The organism is Paenibacillus sp. Dod16 (assembly GCF_049893405.1).
Lineage (GTDB): Bacteria > Bacillota > Bacilli > Paenibacillales > Paenibacillaceae > Paenibacillus_AQ.
This window is the reverse complement of sequence record NZ_JBNDYG010000005.1, coordinates 1-15550: the sequence shown is the minus strand read 5'-3', so window position 1 is coordinate 15550 and position 15550 is coordinate 1. Positions and strand designations below refer to the sequence as shown.

Sequence of the window (15550 nt, the reverse complement as noted above, 5' to 3'; positions counted from 1 at the left end):
ATAGAAGAATCCTATTATTAAAAAAAGAAGGTGTGCCGGAATGGCAGTACAACATTTACCACAATGGGAACAATTTGATCGATTGGTTCGCAAAATTATGAGTTATTACGAAGCTATTGGCCTACTTCATTGGGATTTACGGACGGGTGCTCCACGCAAGGGAACCGAAATCCGTTCGGAAACGATCGGGGTTTTATCCACAGAGGCGTTTAAACTGCAAATATCGGAAGAGATGGGACAGCTGTTATCATTTTTTGCGGAGCCGAAACAGGCGCAGCAGCTGGATGACCGCAAACGCCGCATGATTGCGGAAGTGAGGAAGGTGTACGATCAGAGCAAATCCATCCCGCCTGAACGCTTTCAGGAGTATTCCATTCTCGCTGCCCAATCGGAGACGAAGTGGGAGGAAGCGAAGAAGAACAGCGATTTTGAAGGTTTCGAACCTTACTTAACGAAGATCGTTGCGTTCAAACAAGAGTTTATTGATTATTGGGGCGTGAAAAACACCAGATACGACACACTCCTTGATATGTATGAGCCGGATTTAACGGTGGAAAAGGTGGATGCCATCTTTGACCGTCTGAAAGCGCGTCTGGTACCGCTGGTTCATGCGATCCAGAAATCGACCTTCAAGCCGAAAACGGACTTCTTGAAGCAGCTGTTCCCGAAAGAACAGCAGGAGAAATTCAGCTTGTTCCTGCTGGAGCAAATGGGCTACGACTTTGAAGCGGGACGTTTGGACGAGAGTGTGCATCCATTTGCAACGGGCTTAAACCCTGGAGACGTGCGCATTACGACCATGTATCTTCCGGACGATGTGCTAAGTGCGGTATTCAGCTCTTTGCATGAGGGCGGGCATGCCCTTTATGAGCAAAATATCGATAAAGAGCTTGCAGGAACGCCGCTCTCCGGTGGTACTTCGATGGGCATCCATGAATCTCAATCCCGTCTGTGGGAAAATATGATTGGTCGCAGCCGTCCGTTCTGGCGCCGTTATTTCGCGGATTTGCAGCAGCACTTCCCAGAACAATTGAAGGACGTGGGCATCGAGGATTTTTATTTGGCCGCGAACAAGGTAGAAAACTCTCTGATTCGAATTGAGGCGGATGAGCTTACTTATAACCTGCACATCATCATTCGTTACGAGATCGAAAAGAAACTCTTTAACGAAGGTTTGGCCGTGAAGGATCTGCCGGAGACCTGGAACGCGAAGTATAAAGAATACCTCGGCATTATGCCGCCAAATGACGGAATGGGCGTTCTGCAGGACGTTCACTGGTCCGGCGGGGATTTCGGATATTTCGCTTCGTATTCCCTCGGGAATATGTATGCGGCTCAGATGCTTCATACGATGCGTAAAGAACTGCCGCACCTCGACCAGCTTATCGAAGAGGGGAACCTGGCTCCGATCAAGGAATGGCTGACGGACAAGGTTTACAAGTACGGAAAGAGCGAGAAGCCGTCCGAGATCATCGTGCGCGTCACCGGAGAAGAACTGAATCCGGACTATCTGGCCGATTATCTCGAAGAGAAGTATAAAGAGATTTACAAACTTTGATTCACATTATAAACGCAGCCCAAGTGGCTGCGTTTTTTTTGTATTCAAACAGTATACAACTCTGAAGCCTCAACCCTTATCTCGCTAGAAAAGCTTCCACTTAAAGTGGTCTGTCCTCCGAGAAAATACGTCGATAGACGGTTTATGATCCATCATGCCAATTAATAGTCTCCAGCATATCTATCAGGCGTTTAACCTTTGGGCAGGCACATGCATATGCTGAAAAGAAACAAAGGGTCAATGGGAATGGAGGGTTACGATGAAGCGTCAAAAATGGTGGGGGCTGGCGTTAACCATGCTGCTTGTTTGCGGAGTGGCGCTTGCCGGGTGCGGTGGCGGCGGATCGGCTACGAAGGTCAAGATTGGCGAAGTGACGCGCTCGATCTTCTACGCGCCGCAGTATGTCGCATTGGAAAAAGGATTTTTTAAGGAAGAGGGGCTTGATGTCGATCTGCAGACGACCCCTGGCGGAGACAAAACGATGACGGCCCTGCTGTCGGGAGCCATCGATGTGGCACTTGTCGGCTCGGAAACTTCGATTTACGTGTATCAACAGGGCTCTGAAGATCCGGTCATTAACTTCGGACAGGTGACGCAGACAGACGGGACATTTTTGATGGCCAGGGATGCGGGCGCTTTTGACTGGAACAACCTGAAGGGTAAAGTATTCCTCGGTCAGCGTAAGGGCGGAATGCCGCAGATGGCAGGCGAGTTTACGCTCCGTAAAAAAGGAATCGATCCGCATGCGGACCTGGAACTGATTCAGAATATCGATTTTGCAAATATCGCCTCTGCTTATGCTTCCGGCACCGGTGAATTTGTTCAGCTCTTTGAGCCGCAGGCCTCCATCTTTGAAAAAGAAGGCCGAGGCAAGGTGGTCGCTTCCTTTGGCGTTGAAAGCGGACGACTGCCATATACCGTATTCATGACAAAACAGAGCTTTATCGACAAAAACGATGCCACGGTGCAGAAGTTTACGAATGCCCTGTACAAGGCACAGCAATGGGTGGATGCGAACAGCCCCGAAGATATCGCGGATGCGATCATGCCTTATTTTAAGGATAGCGACCGCGACATCGTAGTGTCTTCCGTTAAACGATACAAGGAGCAGGGCAGCTATGCGACCGATCCGATCGTGGACGAGGCGGAATGGAACAATCTGCTGGACGTGATGGAGCAGGCCGGGGAACTGAAAGAACGGGTAGCGCCTGACACGATCGTCAACAACAGTTTTGCCGAGAAAGCGAAACAAGCCAAATGATGAATTAAGCCTAATCCATAGAACGAAGGGAGAGAGCACCAATGGTACCGGTAGTTGAATTGAATGATATCGCTCACGTATATGTCACGGATCGGGAAGCCTCTCTGGCTGTGGAAGGGATTCAATTGAAGGTGGAACCGGGGGAGTTCATCAGCCTGGTTGGGCCTAGCGGCTGCGGCAAGACAACGATTTTGTCTGTCATTGCCGGCTTGCTGCAGCCATCCCAAGGAGCCGCTTATGTGAATGGCAAACCGGTAACCGGGCCGTCGCCGGCGGTCGGGTACATGCTGCAGCAGGACTATTTATTTCCTTGGCGCACCATTATGGATAACGCCTTGATCGGCTTGGAACTGACGGAGCGGTTGGATCCGGAAAGTCGCGGTATCGTACAGAGTTTGCTCAAGGAGATGGGCCTTGGGGACAGCGGTAACCTCTATCCCGCCCAGTTGTCAGGCGGAATGAGACAGCGGGTTGCACTTGTAAGGACCTTGGCGACGGACCCGGGCCTGCTGCTGCTCGATGAACCTTTCTCCGCACTGGATTATCAGACGAAGTTGCAGCTTGAGGATCTGATCGTGGATACCTTGAAGGAGCGCGGGAAGACCGCCATCCTGGTGACCCATGATTTGTCCGAAGCCATTGCGATGAGCGATCGGGTCATTCTCCTGAACCGCAACCCGGGGAGGATTCACCGAATGTTCAATATTCCTGAGAACATACGTCGGGTACAGCCTTTTTATGCTCGTAAGGAGTCGGGGTTCAACGAATTGTTTCATGAGATCTGGGGCGAAATGCAAACGATCGGGAAGGAGTGAAGCCTATGACATCAAGGGATGAGCCTCATGCTTCTTCTTCGAAGGGCTGGCTCCAGGATATTTATGTAAAACACATGAAGCGCAAGAAAAGTTTACGCAGACGCGTGCTGACCGTCCAGCTTAGCTTGCTGCTGCTATTCTTTATCTGGTGGGAAGCGGCGGGAAGATTCAAATGGATAGACGTGCTGCTCTTCAGCTATCCGACCAAAATTATTGCCAACATATGGGGGAATATGATCAGCGGCGAGTTATGGGGGCACTTGGGGATTACGGTAGGGGAGACGGTTGTCGGATTCCTGCTCGGAACGCTGGTAGGCACGCTGCTGGCCGTATTGATCTGGTGGTCACCGTTTCTTAACAGGGTTCTGGACCCTTATATGGTTGTGTTCAACAGTATGCCGAAAGTAGCGCTGGGTCCGATATTTATCGTGATGTTTGGCGCAGGTTTTACGGCTATTGTTGTCACTACGTTATCCATCACGGTCATCGTGACCACGCTCGTTGTATACAACAGTTTTCATGAGGTGGATTCCAATCTGATCAAGGTGGTCCGGACGTTTGGCGGATCCAAGCGCCAGGTGTTTCAGCGGGTTATTTTGCCAGCTTCGTATCCGGCGATCGTATCAACGCTCAAGGTCAATGTGGGCATGGCGTGGGTCGGGGTCATCGTCGGCGAATTTCTGGTCGCCAAATCGGGCCTCGGTTACTTGATTATGTACGGGTTTCAGGTATTCAATTTCACGCTTGTGCTGTCGAGTCTGCTCATTATCGCCGTTGTGGCTACAGCCATGTATCAAATGGTGGTATATATAGAAAGGAAATTGCTGACTCATCGTTAATGGGCTTGGTCTATTGCCCCCAGGCATGGTTGTTTATGGCATAAAAATAAGCTAGGATGAAGATACCTTATATATGTGGTCACATAAAAAGGAAACATATATAGTCATCATCAACTCGCCTGGAGGCTCTTCATCACATGGGATTTCGTGTCATCAAAACGGCTGCGGCAAGCCTGCTTGCCATCTTAATTACAGATGCCTTGAACATACCGGGGGCTACGTCCGCCGGTCTTCTTGCTATACTTGGCGTTGACGTCACGCGAAAACGGAGTGTGCGCTCCATATCGTCCAGATTGTTCGCTTCATTGCTGGGCCTGGTGCTGGCGTGTATTCTATTTTATTTTCTCGGCTTTCATTATTGGGTATTGGCTCTATACATATTGCTTGCCTTTCCCGCGATTTCGAAGGCGAACTTCAAGGAAGGCATCGTAACCAGCTCGGTCGTGGTGTTTCGGGTGTTCCAGGGGGAAGAGATCGGGATGGACATTTTGCTCACCCAAATTGAACTGTTGATCATCGGTCTCGGATCGGCGATGCTTGTGAACCTGGTTTATATGCCGAACAGCGAGGGAGCGATGATGGAGATCCGCCAGAAGGTGGACGGGCTCTTCTCCGTCATTTTCCGTCACTTCTCGCTTACGCTTCGGGATCCTGAACATATATGGGACGGTAAAGAGCTGATTGAGGCCAACCGGCAGATTGAGAAAGGAATTGAGGAAGCGAAGCGGGCATCGGAGAACCAGATGATTCATCCGGACGGCTCCTGGAACATCTATTTTTATATGCGGAAGGAACAGATGGAGAATATCCAGAGCATGATGCATCAAATATCCCAGGTGTACGAGCGGCTTCCTCACGGTGTGCTGACGGCGGAAATATTCGATCAATTAAGCAAGGATGTCGTTGCCGAAGGATATACGGGCAAGTCCGAAGGACTGCTGATTGAGCTGGAGGACAGGTTCAAGGAGATGGAACTGCCGACGACCCGCGAAGAATTCGAGGTCCGGTCCGCGATCCTGCAGCTATGTCATGAGCTGGAATACTATTTGAATATCTCAAAGAAGTATAAGGCGCCCACAGCAAAAAAACCGCAGAAGCGCGCGGATTCGGCCATATAGCTCTAGGATTTGCAAAAAAAAATCTGATATTTTTAGCATCATATGAATTTATTTGGACCACTTCATTCAACATTCGCCCATGTCTTGCATACACATGTATGGAATGATTGTATGGAGGAGGTTCGAAGATGTCATTGAGTCATAAACACCAATGTAGAGAAATCATCACGAAGGCGATCTGCGGCAAGGGTCGTAAATTCTCTACCGTAACACATACCGTGACTCCGCCTAATAATCCGACCAGTATTTTGGGGGCTTGGATTATAAACCATCAATACGAGGCGGTTGCCGCCGGAGACGGAATTGAAGTTATTGGTACTTACGATGTTAACATCTGGTATTCCTATGACAAAAATTCACAGACCGATGTGGCGAAAGAAACGGTATCGTATGTAGAACGCGTGCCTCTTTCCTATCTGGATCCGAAGCATCGTGCATCCACGGTGGAAGTGTCGGCTGAAGCGACACAGGAGCCGAGCTGCGTTGAGGCCAGCGTATCCTCGAATGGCACGAGTGTCATTCTGCGGGTAGAGAGAGAGTACGCGGTGGAGCTGATTGCCGAAACCAAGGTCGTTGTCAAAGTATGCAGCCATCATCATGGCGATTACGAGGACAAAGAATTCGATTACGTCCTGGGAGACGAAGTCGATGATTACGAAGACCTTGATTACGAGGGTCTGGAGGATGAACTGTAAGATAACCCTCCTGTAGGAATGATTCTAATCTTAGCATATGCAGTGAGGGCAGCTTTGCGGAGGGCGGATGCCCTCTTTTTTATTTTTTTTACAGGGGGACTAGGAGATGGCTCAATTTAAAGTAAAACCAGCTGCTGTAAAAGAATATGTACCATTGAAGGGAGCTGCTGTGCTTCTCGCTCAAGCGCGTCTGTCCAGATCCGGGATACCGTCCCTTCTGGGCATGAGCTCGGTTGAGGAAAAGCATTACACGGCCAGCTACGCCGTCCATGTTGAGCAGCTGTCCGCAGTCTCGATCCGCTCCTCTCAGCTCGGGGGAAGTGAAGTCATGTTTGAGCCTGACCCCGAGAACGGGAGGTATGAGGATGGCCTGCATCGGCGATTGGAGAAAGCGGCCCTGCGGTCGCTGTATACGCTGGGTGTGGATGAAGGAGAGGTTATCATCAATGCCCGGGCCGGGCGAAGATATGTAGTCGAGGACATCCGCATGAAAGCGGGCCGGATTAAAACCGTCATGAGTGCGAAGGGGGTGCCGGCGGCAGGTTTTCACGCGCATAACGAAGACAGTGAATCCCCTTTGGCTGCGCCGCTGCTCATGGGGATGGATCCCGAGTTTGTGCTGATGAAGGATAACGGGGAGATTGTGTTTGCATCCGAATTTATGGAGCGCGGCGGATCGGTCGGCAGTGACGCCGTTCGTTTTCGGGGGGAGGTCATTTACCCCATTGCCGAGCTCAGACCGTTACCGAGAGCGAATCCGAAGGCGTTAATGATTGAAATGCAAAAAGCTCTGCGTCAAGCCCAGAGCCTGATTACCGATCGTTCACTGACATGGAGGGCAGGAGCTCTGCCTTATGTTGATTTCCCGCTAGGCGGCCATATTCATTTTAGCGGAGTACCGCTCTCCCTGTCTCTTCTTCAGACGCTGGATAATTATCTGGCTCTGCCGCTGGCGCTGCTCGAAGACCCCAATGGGCGTTTTCGCAGACCCCGTTATGGGTTCCTGGGGGATTTTCGGAGGCAGCCGTATGGCGGGTTTGAATACCGTACGCTTCCCAGCTTTCTCGTTTCCCCGCTTGTCGCGAAGGTGTCACTGTATGTTGCCTACCTGGCAGCTCGATACAGCGACCGTTTGCTGGCGAGGCCATTCAATACGGAGCGTTACCATCGCGCTTATTACGAAGGCGACAAGTCCGTGCTTAAAGAATGTATCGCAGGCTGGCACAGGGATTTATCAGCGCTGCCGGAATATTCGGACTTTGCCCGCGAAATCGAACTGGCGCTTGCTCACATGGAAGCGGGGCGGGCCTGGGATGAAAGCAGAGATATCAGGCTGCTGTGGAATATTCCCGTTTAAGAGGTTGTTCAAAAAGTCCGATTTTGATAAGAAAACCAATCGAGGCCAATCAAGGATGAGCGACCGCGATTCAAAGGTAGGTTTTCTTGCGATATAGAATTTCATCAGCTCTGCTGATAACGAATAAATTCTATATCTAACACGAAGTGAATCAAGAAGCAACTCGGCATCGAATCTTGAATTCAGCCGGGCCTTCCGGTGCTCACGTACAAACTACGTACGCTCCGCTCCTCACTCCCTAGCTTCATCCAACCTTCTCGGTGCTGAAAACCGACCTTTTTGAACGCGCACGTTAAACCGTAATGCCTTGCGGTCAATTTCTGTTATAATGGAGGTCAAGCTAGAAGGTAATGGAGGTACGTCATGGCTAAATATACGCCGATGATTGAACAATATTTGAAGGTCAAAGAACAAGCGCGCGATGCGTTTCTTTTTTTCCGCTTAGGCGATTTTTACGAAATGTTTTTTGATGATGCAATCCTTGCATCGAAGGAATTGGAGATTACGCTGACCGGCCGCGAAGGCGGCGGTGCAGAGAAAATACCGATGTGCGGAGTCCCTTATCATTCCGCGGAGGGTTATATTCAGCGGTTGATTGAGAAGGGGTACAAAGTCGCCATCTGCGAACAGATGGAGGATGCTTCAGTCACGAAAGGCATGGTGCGGCGGGAAATCGTTCGGGTCGTCACGCCGGGGACCATCATGGACGGCAAGGTTGTGCACGACAAGTCGAACAATTACATGGTGTGTGTCACGGAAACGGGCGGCTTGATGTCTTTATCGGCATGCGATCTGTCAACCGGGGAGCTTTATGTGACGTCAGTTCCATCTTCGGAGGAATGGCTGCGGGATGAGATTGGCCTCTATGAGCCTTCCGAGATTATTGGGGACGCGGCGCTGCTTGATATCATTTCATCTCAGGCGCTTCTAGGCAGCCGCAACATCGTCTATACGGCATGGGATCGTAGGGAGGATGCATTGGTACGCACCCAGTTCGGTGAGCCGGCTTGGGCCCGCCTGGAAGAGGAGCGAAGAGCCTGCATATCCCTGCTGATCTCGTATTTAAGCGAGACGCAGAAGCGGTCGCTGGGGCAGCTGACACAGATTGCTTCCTATGAACCGGGACAATACATGGTTCTGGATCCGTTCACCAGACGCAACCTGGAGCTGGTTGAGACGGTTCGTGAGCGTTCGAAGAAAGGTTCGCTCCTGTGGCTTCTGGATCGCACGGAAACCTCGATGGGAGCCAGACTCCTGCGGCGGAGAATCGATAAACCGCTGCTGTCCCGCAGCCGGATTGAAGAGCGGCTGGAGGCTGTTGAGCATTTGTATAACCAGTACATACTGCGTGAAGATTTGCGGATGGCGCTTAAAGAGATATACGATCTGGAGCGGTTGGTTGGCCGGATTGCGTTCGGCAGCGCGAACGGACGGGATTTGAACGCGCTCAAGCTGTCATTAAGACAAATTCCTTCTCTGAAAGAGCTGTGTGCCGAGTCTGCTTCCGAGACGCTGCGCCGGGTGGCTGCGGATACGGATATTTGCGACGATCTGTGCGAATTGATCGAGAATGCGATTGTTGACGAACCGCCGGTATCCGTGCGTGACGGAGGCATCATCAAGCCGGGTTATCACGAGCGGCTGGATGAGTTTCGTGAAGCGAGCACCAGCGGCAAACGCTGGATCGCCGAGCTGGAAGCCAAGGAACGCGCCGCTACGGGGATCAAGTCGCTAAAGATCGGTTACAACAAGGTGTTCGGCTATTATATCGAGGTGACGAAGTCCAATCTGTCGTCCCTGCCGGAAGGCCGGTATGAGCGCAAGCAGACGCTGGCGAACGCGGAGCGTTATGTCACGCCCGAGCTGAAGGAGAAGGAAGGATTGATCCTTGAGGCACAGGAGAAGATGGTGGATCTGGAGTACGCTCTCTTTACCGAGCTCAGGGACAAGCTGAATACCCAAGTGAGCCGGCTCCAAAAGCTCGCGGAGCGCATTGCCGAGATTGACGTCTATCAATCCCTGGCCGCGGTCAGCGCGGAATACCGGTTCGTGAAGCCGGAGCTGAGCGAAGGGTATGATTATATCGTTGAAGGCGGTCGTCATCCTGTCGTGGAAGCCGTCATGAAGGATTCATCGTTTATCGCGAACGGGACGGATTTACGCAAGGACGGCTCCTCGATCCTGCTGATTACCGGTCCGAATATGGCTGGAAAAAGCACATACATGCGCCAGGTTGCCTTGTTATCGATTTTGGCCCAGATGGGCTGCTTTGTTCCGGCAGAGGGCGCGGTTATCCCGCTGGTGGACCGGATCTTTACCCGCATCGGAGCGGCAGACGATCTGATCGGCGGCCAGAGCACTTTTATGGTGGAAATGGCGGATATTCAGGTCATGACGGAAAAAGCAACGCCCCGCAGCCTGATTATCATCGACGAGCTGGGACGCGGTACGTCGACGAGTGAAGGCATGGCGATTGCGCAAGCCGTGATTGAGTATGTGCATGACCATATCGGCTGTAAGGCGTTGGTATCCACGCATTTCCATGAGCTCGCCCATCTTCAGGAAAGCCTTGGCGGTCTCAAAAATTATTCCATGGCGGTTCAGGAAAGCGGAGATAAAGTGCATTTTCTCCGCAAGCTGATCCCTGGCGCGGCTGACAGCAGCTACGGCATTTACTGTGCGAGATTGGCAGGATTGCCCGGCAGCATCATTGACCGCGCCTATGGGCTCCTGCAGGGCCTGGAGATGGCCTCGCTGGCCGCGGTGGCATCGGAGCAAGGGATTGTGATGCAGCGCGAGCAGCCAGCTGCCGCAGCTCCTTCCGATGAGAGACGAAGCGGATCGGAAGCTGTATATGAGCATCGTGATGATAAGATGCCGTATACCGAAAGCTTGAGCGGCGCCGACCGGAAGGGCGGCGTGGTGCAGCTCTCCATTTTTGGCGAGGAGGAAGTGCCTGAACCGAGTGTTAAGCCTGGCAAGGATCAGCATTCCATGGCGCAGGAAACTTCTCAAGATCCTGCCGTCAAGAGCCTCATTGCTGCCGTTAAAGGCGCGGACGTGATGAATATGACGCCGCTTCAGGCCATGCAATTCCTGAACGACCTGAAGCTTCAAGCGAAGGATATGTGATTTTGGCATGGGGATGAAATGAAACGGAGGTAGGAACGATGGGGATTATTCGGATTTTGGACGAGCATATTGCAAACCAGATTGCTGCCGGTGAGGTGGTGGAGCGGCCTGCCTCCGTTGTAAAGGAGCTAGTCGAGAACGCCATTGATGCCGGGAGCACCAAGATTGACGTAACGGTCGAAGAAGGCGGACTGGACAGCATTCGCGTAACGGATAACGGCGCCGGCATTGATCCGGAGGATTGCGAGACGGCTTTTTACCGCCATGCGACAAGCAAAATCGCTGAAGGCCGCGATCTGTTTCAAATCACCAGCCTTGGATTCCGGGGCGAAGCCCTGCCATCCATCGCGGCCGTATCCAAGGTGCGTCTGGTTACGTCCAATGCTCAGGATGGCCGCGGACGGGTGCTCGAAATCGAAGGCGGTCATCTGCGCGTGAACGAAGAAACGGCTGCACCCCGAGGAACGGATTTTCTCGTGAAGGAATTGTTCTTCAATACGCCGGCAAGGCTGAAATATATGAAAACGATCCAAACCGAGCTGGGGCATATATCCGACTATATGTATCGTCTGGCCCTTTCCCGGCCGGATATTGCCTTTACGCTCAGGCACAATGGAAACTCGCTGCTGCAGACGCTGGGCAACGGCGATGCCCTTCAGGTCATTGCGGCCATATACGGTACCCAATCGGCCAAAGCGATGCTGCCGTTTGAAGCGGAGAATATGGACTACACGCTAAGCGGATATATCAGCCGCCCGGATTATACCCGGGCAAACCGTAACGGCATGTCGCTGATCATCAATGGGAGGTATATTCGGAACTACGGCTTGATGCAGGCGATTTTGAGAGGTTATCATACGCTGCTGCCAATCAACCGGTTTCCGCTCGTTGTCATTCAGTTGTCCATGCACCCCTCTTTGATTGATGTGAATGTGCATCCCTCCAAGCTGGAGGTGCGGTTCAGTAAAGAGCAGGAGCTGTTCGCTTTGGTGGAGGAAGAAATTCGCAAGGTGCTGCAGCAGGAAATCCTGATTCCACGCCCGGCCAAACAAAATATTGGCAAAAGCGACAACGCCTATATCCAGGAACAGCTGCAATTTTCTCCTGCGCAAAGCCATGCCTCGCCGAACGACAGCAGCAGTGAACGGGATATCGCGATCCCCGGAAGCGGCGAGCCTTCAATTGGCGGAAACATGCCTCTCAAGGCGCCACCTGCAGCGACATGGCCGGAGGGGCAGGTCTTCACCCGGTCTGAGCCGGATATCAAGCGCGCTTATGGGTCCGGAGCAGCAGGTACATCCGCCACCTCGCAAATGCGGGAAACGGCAGCAGCTTCTTCTTATCGCAGTGAATACCGCAATGAGACCAGGGGGAATGCCGGAATTCCTGCCGTAACGAAAGAGTGGCTGCAGTCGGCCTCAGGACCAGCTCCAGAGATCCCGCCATTTCCGGAGCTCACGCTTATCGGCCAGCATCACGGCACTTATCTCATAGCGCAGAATGATACCGGGCTGTACCTGATTGATCAGCATGCCGCGCATGAGCGGATTAACTACGAGTATTACTACGAACAGTTTGGCAACCCGGCAGACGCATCCCAGGAGCTGCTGCTGCCGATTACGCTGGAATTTACGCCCTCGGAATCGGAAAAGGTGAAGGAACGGCTGCACTGGTTTGAAAAGGTTGGCGTGTATATGGAGTTTTTTGGCGGTCATACCTTCCTGGTGCGCTCCCATCCGTTCTGGTTCCCCAAGGGCGACGAGAAGGCCATTATCGAAGAGATGGCTGAATGGGTGTTGAGCGAACGCAATATCGATATCGCCAAGCTGAGAGAAACCTCGTCGATCATGTGTTCCTGCAAGGCTTCCATCAAAGCCAATCAGAAGCTGACGGAGCAGGAGGCGATGACGTTGATACAGCGTTTGGGCGCCTGCCGGCAGCCATACACATGTCCGCATGGACGACCGATTGTGGTTTCCTTCTCGGCTTATGATTTGGAGAAAATGTTTAAGCGCGTTATGTAACAGCAAGGAGGACCTTCATGATAATAACAACTGGAGAAGCGGAAGCGCCGGACATTGTGGAGCGCGCGATAAGTTTAGCCCGGGAAACCGGCTGCCGTTATGTCCAGCGCGGCGGTCATTCATTGCGAAAATTAGCACGCAGATTCGGAGATGACGACGTGTTGGTCGTACTCAACGGACATGTACGTCTTAGCGGACCGGACGGCTCGGTCATGGAATTTCATCCGAGTATGGGGTTTGTCCGATTGAAACGCGTACTGAGCGGAAAACCCGATCCCATGCTGGAGGCTTCCGGAATGGAGGAAGGGGATTCCGTACTGGATTGTACGGCGGGGCTTGGAGCCGACTCCCTGGTATTTTCGGGCAAGGGCGGCCCGAACAGTCGGATCACTGCTCTGGAAAGCTCGCTTCCCTTGTATGCGCTGCTGAAAGAAGGGCTTCGGACCTATGAAAGCCATTTGGAGGCCAGTGATCAGGCGATGAGGCGAATCGAGGTCAGGCACAGCCATCACTTGGATTATTTGAAGTCGCTGCCGGACCGGAGCGTAGACATTGTTTATTTTGATCCGATGTTCCGTGAACCGATCGCCGAATCGGCTTCCATCCATCCTTTGAGACATTATGCAAACGGGGAGCCGCTGGAAATGGAAAGTGTGAGAGAAGCGGTCAGGGTCGCGCGCAAAACCGTTGTCATGAAGGAAGCGCGATCCAGCGGAGAGTTTGAACGGCTTGGCTTTACATTGCCTGAACGGGGAAAATCGAAAATAACGTACGGAGTGATTTCCATTGACAGTTGAAACCAAACCGAAACTGCTCGTTCTTATAGGACCGACAGCTGTAGGTAAAACCAAAATGAGCATTGAAATTGCGAAGGAATTCGGATGTGAGATTATCTCGGGCGATTCGATGCAGGTATACCGGGGAATGGATATCGGAACAGCCAAAATTTCAGTCGAAGAAATGGAAGGCGTCCCCCATCATCTCATTGACATTCACGAGCCCGATCACCCCTATTCGGTAGCCGAATTTCAAGAGCAAAGCCAAAGGCTCATTACGGAGATCACGCAGCGGGGAAAACTTCCGTTCATTGTTGGCGGAACCGGCCTTTATGTGGAGTCGGTGTGCTACGGCTATCAGTTTAGCGAGACCGGAGCGGATGAAGTTTTTAGGGAAGAGCAGTTCCGCTATGCCAATGAACACGGAGCCGAGGCTCTTCATCAAAAATTGGCAGAGGTTGATCCTGAAACGGCCGAACGGCTTCACCCTAATGACCTACGTCGGGTCGTTCGTGCTTTAGAAATATACCATATGACCGGCGTCCCACTTTCGGCCCAACTGGCGCCCCAAACCAAGCAATCTCCCTATGACTTATGCTTGGTCGGTTTGACAATGGACAGGCAAATGCTATATAACCGTATTGAAGAGCGAATTGATCTTATGCTGAGCCAGGGACTTGTTGATGAGGTGGCGGAGCTCATGGACAAAGGGTTCGCTCCGGGACTTGTATCCATGCAAGGGTTGGGTTATAAGGAAATCGTTTCATACCTTAACGGAGAATTCAGCTACGAGGAGGCCGTCGTGCTGCTCAAGCGCGATACACGCCGATTCGCTAAGCGGCAGCTATCTTGGTTTCGCCACATGAAGGACATCGAGTGGGTAGACGTCACCGACTCGGGAAATTTTTCTGCAAACTATCAAAAAATCCGTGCTATAATAGCAGGAAAGTTTCACTGAAATCTTGAATATATTTTCAAAACAATCTAAATGAACCATTGGGGGTACGGCTAATGAACAAGTCCATTAACATCCAAGACACGTTCTTGAACCAACTGCGCAAAGAGAACATTCCGGCCACGGTATACCTTACAAACGGCTTTCAGATCCGTGGAACGATCAAAGCTTTTGACAATTTTACCATCGTGATTGACAGCGACGGCCGTCAGCAAATGGTGTACAAGCATGCTATCTCCACGTTCATGCCGCAGCGTAATGTGTCCCTGATGCAGGATAACAGCAGCGATCAATAGATTTTAGAATGGTTTTATAAAGAGCAGAATCATACCGTCAACTGATTAATTTGAAACTTTTTGGTTTATAATTCGTTTAGCTTATAAGGAGTGCAGAGAGCAACCTGAGAAGGTTGTTCTTTTCTTTCCGAGGCACGACTTAAAGTCAGAAGGCTTGATCCCGCAAGGGAGTAAGGAGGGGGACAAATGGCTGGAAAAGATAATCAGATGTCACGGTTGAATAAAAACAAAGACAACTCGAAGACATCCAAAACCACGAAACCGAATGCGAAGAAGAAAAAGGGCAAGGGAAAGCGAATCGCGTGGGCGTTGTTTTTCACGGCCGTCATTGCGATCTTCTGTGCGCTTGCAGGTTATTTGTTCATCCTGATCAGCGGTGAAAAGCTGCTGGAGCAGAATCAGGATAAGCTGACCGCATACGGTACTTCCAAGGTATATGACCGTAATGGCGCGCTGATGGGCGAACTATCCCTCCAGAAGAGTGATCCCGTGAAGTACGAGGATATTCCTGAGAAATTGATACAAGCATTCATTGCAACAGAAGATAAACGGTTCATGGAGCACAACGGCGTGGACATGTGGTCGATCGGCCGCGCAGCGGTAAAGGATATCATGGCCCGTTCCATGGTTGAAGGCGGAAGCACGATCACACAGCAGCTGGCGAAGAATATATTCTTGACCAGGGATAAAACCTTCTTCCGGAAGGCGACGGAAATGTCGATCG

The 15550-nt window shown here is 51.6% G+C and carries 13 protein-coding genes; all 13 read left to right on the top strand.

The window, feature by feature from the left end; genetic code table 11:
* Positions 1-40 precede the first annotated feature (40 nt).
* Positions 41-1558 (top strand): carboxypeptidase M32, encoded by a 1518-nt coding sequence (locus ACPV3A_RS04760; protein WP_426198341.1) that lies wholly within the window; start codon positions 41-43, stop codon positions 1556-1558.
* Positions 1559-1817: 259 nt separating this feature from the next.
* On the top strand, positions 1818-2819 hold the full coding sequence (locus ACPV3A_RS04755) for an ABC transporter substrate-binding protein (RefSeq protein WP_426198340.1): 1002 nt from the start codon (positions 1818-1820) through the stop codon (positions 2817-2819).
* A gap of 41 nt (positions 2820-2860) precedes the next feature.
* Complete coding sequence (locus ACPV3A_RS04750) at positions 2861-3634, top strand: ABC transporter ATP-binding protein (RefSeq protein WP_426198339.1); 774 nt, start codon at positions 2861-2863, stop codon at positions 3632-3634.
* Positions 3635-3708: 74 nt separating this feature from the next.
* Positions 3709-4473 (top strand): ABC transporter permease, encoded by a 765-nt coding sequence (locus ACPV3A_RS04745; RefSeq protein ID WP_426198542.1) that lies wholly within the window; start codon positions 3709-3711, stop codon positions 4471-4473.
* A 137-nt stretch (positions 4474-4610) separates the two neighbouring features.
* Positions 4611-5591: an aromatic acid exporter family protein gene (locus ACPV3A_RS04740; RefSeq protein WP_426198338.1), complete on the top strand. Its 981-nt coding sequence runs from the start codon at positions 4611-4613 to the stop codon at positions 5589-5591.
* A 128-nt stretch (positions 5592-5719) separates the two neighbouring features.
* Positions 5720-6286 carry an outer spore coat protein CotE gene (locus ACPV3A_RS04735; protein WP_071218248.1) on the top strand — a complete coding sequence of 189 codons (567 nt, stop codon included), beginning with the start codon at positions 5720-5722 and terminating at the stop codon, positions 6284-6286.
* A gap of 106 nt (positions 6287-6392) precedes the next feature.
* Positions 6393-7643 carry a putative amidoligase domain-containing protein gene (locus tag ACPV3A_RS04730; protein ID WP_426198337.1) on the top strand — a complete coding sequence of 417 codons (1251 nt, stop codon included), beginning with the start codon at positions 6393-6395 and terminating at the stop codon, positions 7641-7643.
* Positions 7644-8006: 363 nt separating this feature from the next.
* Entirely contained in the window at positions 8007-10775 is a 2769-nt protein-coding gene (gene mutS, locus ACPV3A_RS04725) for a DNA mismatch repair protein MutS (RefSeq protein ID WP_426198336.1), read from the top strand.
* A 38-nt stretch (positions 10776-10813) separates the two neighbouring features.
* A complete protein-coding gene (gene mutL / locus ACPV3A_RS04720) occupies positions 10814-12799 on the top strand; it encodes a DNA mismatch repair endonuclease MutL (protein WP_426198335.1) in 1986 nt (661 codons plus the stop codon).
* A 17-nt stretch (positions 12800-12816) separates the two neighbouring features.
* Positions 12817-13596, top strand: coding sequence for a class I SAM-dependent methyltransferase (locus ACPV3A_RS04715; RefSeq protein ID WP_426198334.1), 780 nt, complete (start codon positions 12817-12819; stop codon positions 13594-13596).
* On the top strand, positions 13586-14533 hold the full coding sequence (miaA, locus tag ACPV3A_RS04710; protein ID WP_426198333.1) for a tRNA (adenosine(37)-N6)-dimethylallyltransferase MiaA: 948 nt from the start codon (positions 13586-13588) through the stop codon (positions 14531-14533). Before ACPV3A_RS04715 ends, miaA begins: the two co-directional genes overlap by 11 nt.
* A 53-nt stretch (positions 14534-14586) precedes the next feature.
* Positions 14587-14826: an RNA chaperone Hfq gene (gene hfq / locus ACPV3A_RS04705; protein WP_071218242.1), complete on the top strand. Its 240-nt coding sequence runs from the start codon at positions 14587-14589 to the stop codon at positions 14824-14826.
* Between the two features lie 207 nt (positions 14827-15033).
* Positions 15034-15550 (top strand): transglycosylase domain-containing protein (locus tag ACPV3A_RS04700; RefSeq protein ID WP_426198540.1); only part of this gene is annotated, 517 nt, incomplete at its 3' end.

Excerpts from the sequence above, each read along its gene's own strand:
- ACPV3A_RS04760 (WP_426198341.1), top strand. The coding sequence starts at position 41 with ATGGCAGTACAACATTTACCACAATGGGAACAATTTGATCGATTGGTT.
- ACPV3A_RS04755 (WP_426198340.1), top strand. The coding sequence starts at position 1,818 with ATGAAGCGTCAAAAATGGTGGGGGCTGGCGTTAACCATGCTGCTTGTT.
- ACPV3A_RS04750 (WP_426198339.1), top strand. The coding sequence starts at position 2,861 with ATGGTACCGGTAGTTGAATTGAATGATATCGCTCACGTATATGTCACG.
- ACPV3A_RS04745 (WP_426198542.1), top strand. The coding sequence starts at position 3,709 with ATGAAGCGCAAGAAAAGTTTACGCAGACGCGTGCTGACCGTCCAGCTT.
- ACPV3A_RS04740 (WP_426198338.1), top strand. The coding sequence starts at position 4,611 with ATGGGATTTCGTGTCATCAAAACGGCTGCGGCAAGCCTGCTTGCCATC.
- ACPV3A_RS04735 (WP_071218248.1), top strand. The coding sequence starts at position 5,720 with ATGTCATTGAGTCATAAACACCAATGTAGAGAAATCATCACGAAGGCG.
- ACPV3A_RS04730 (WP_426198337.1), top strand. The coding sequence starts at position 6,393 with ATGGCTCAATTTAAAGTAAAACCAGCTGCTGTAAAAGAATATGTACCA.
- mutS (WP_426198336.1), top strand. The coding sequence starts at position 8,007 with ATGGCTAAATATACGCCGATGATTGAACAATATTTGAAGGTCAAAGAA.
- mutL (WP_426198335.1), top strand. The coding sequence starts at position 10,814 with ATGGGGATTATTCGGATTTTGGACGAGCATATTGCAAACCAGATTGCT.
- ACPV3A_RS04715 (WP_426198334.1), top strand. The coding sequence starts at position 12,817 with ATGATAATAACAACTGGAGAAGCGGAAGCGCCGGACATTGTGGAGCGC.
- hfq (WP_071218242.1), top strand. The coding sequence starts at position 14,587 with ATGAACAAGTCCATTAACATCCAAGACACGTTCTTGAACCAACTGCGC.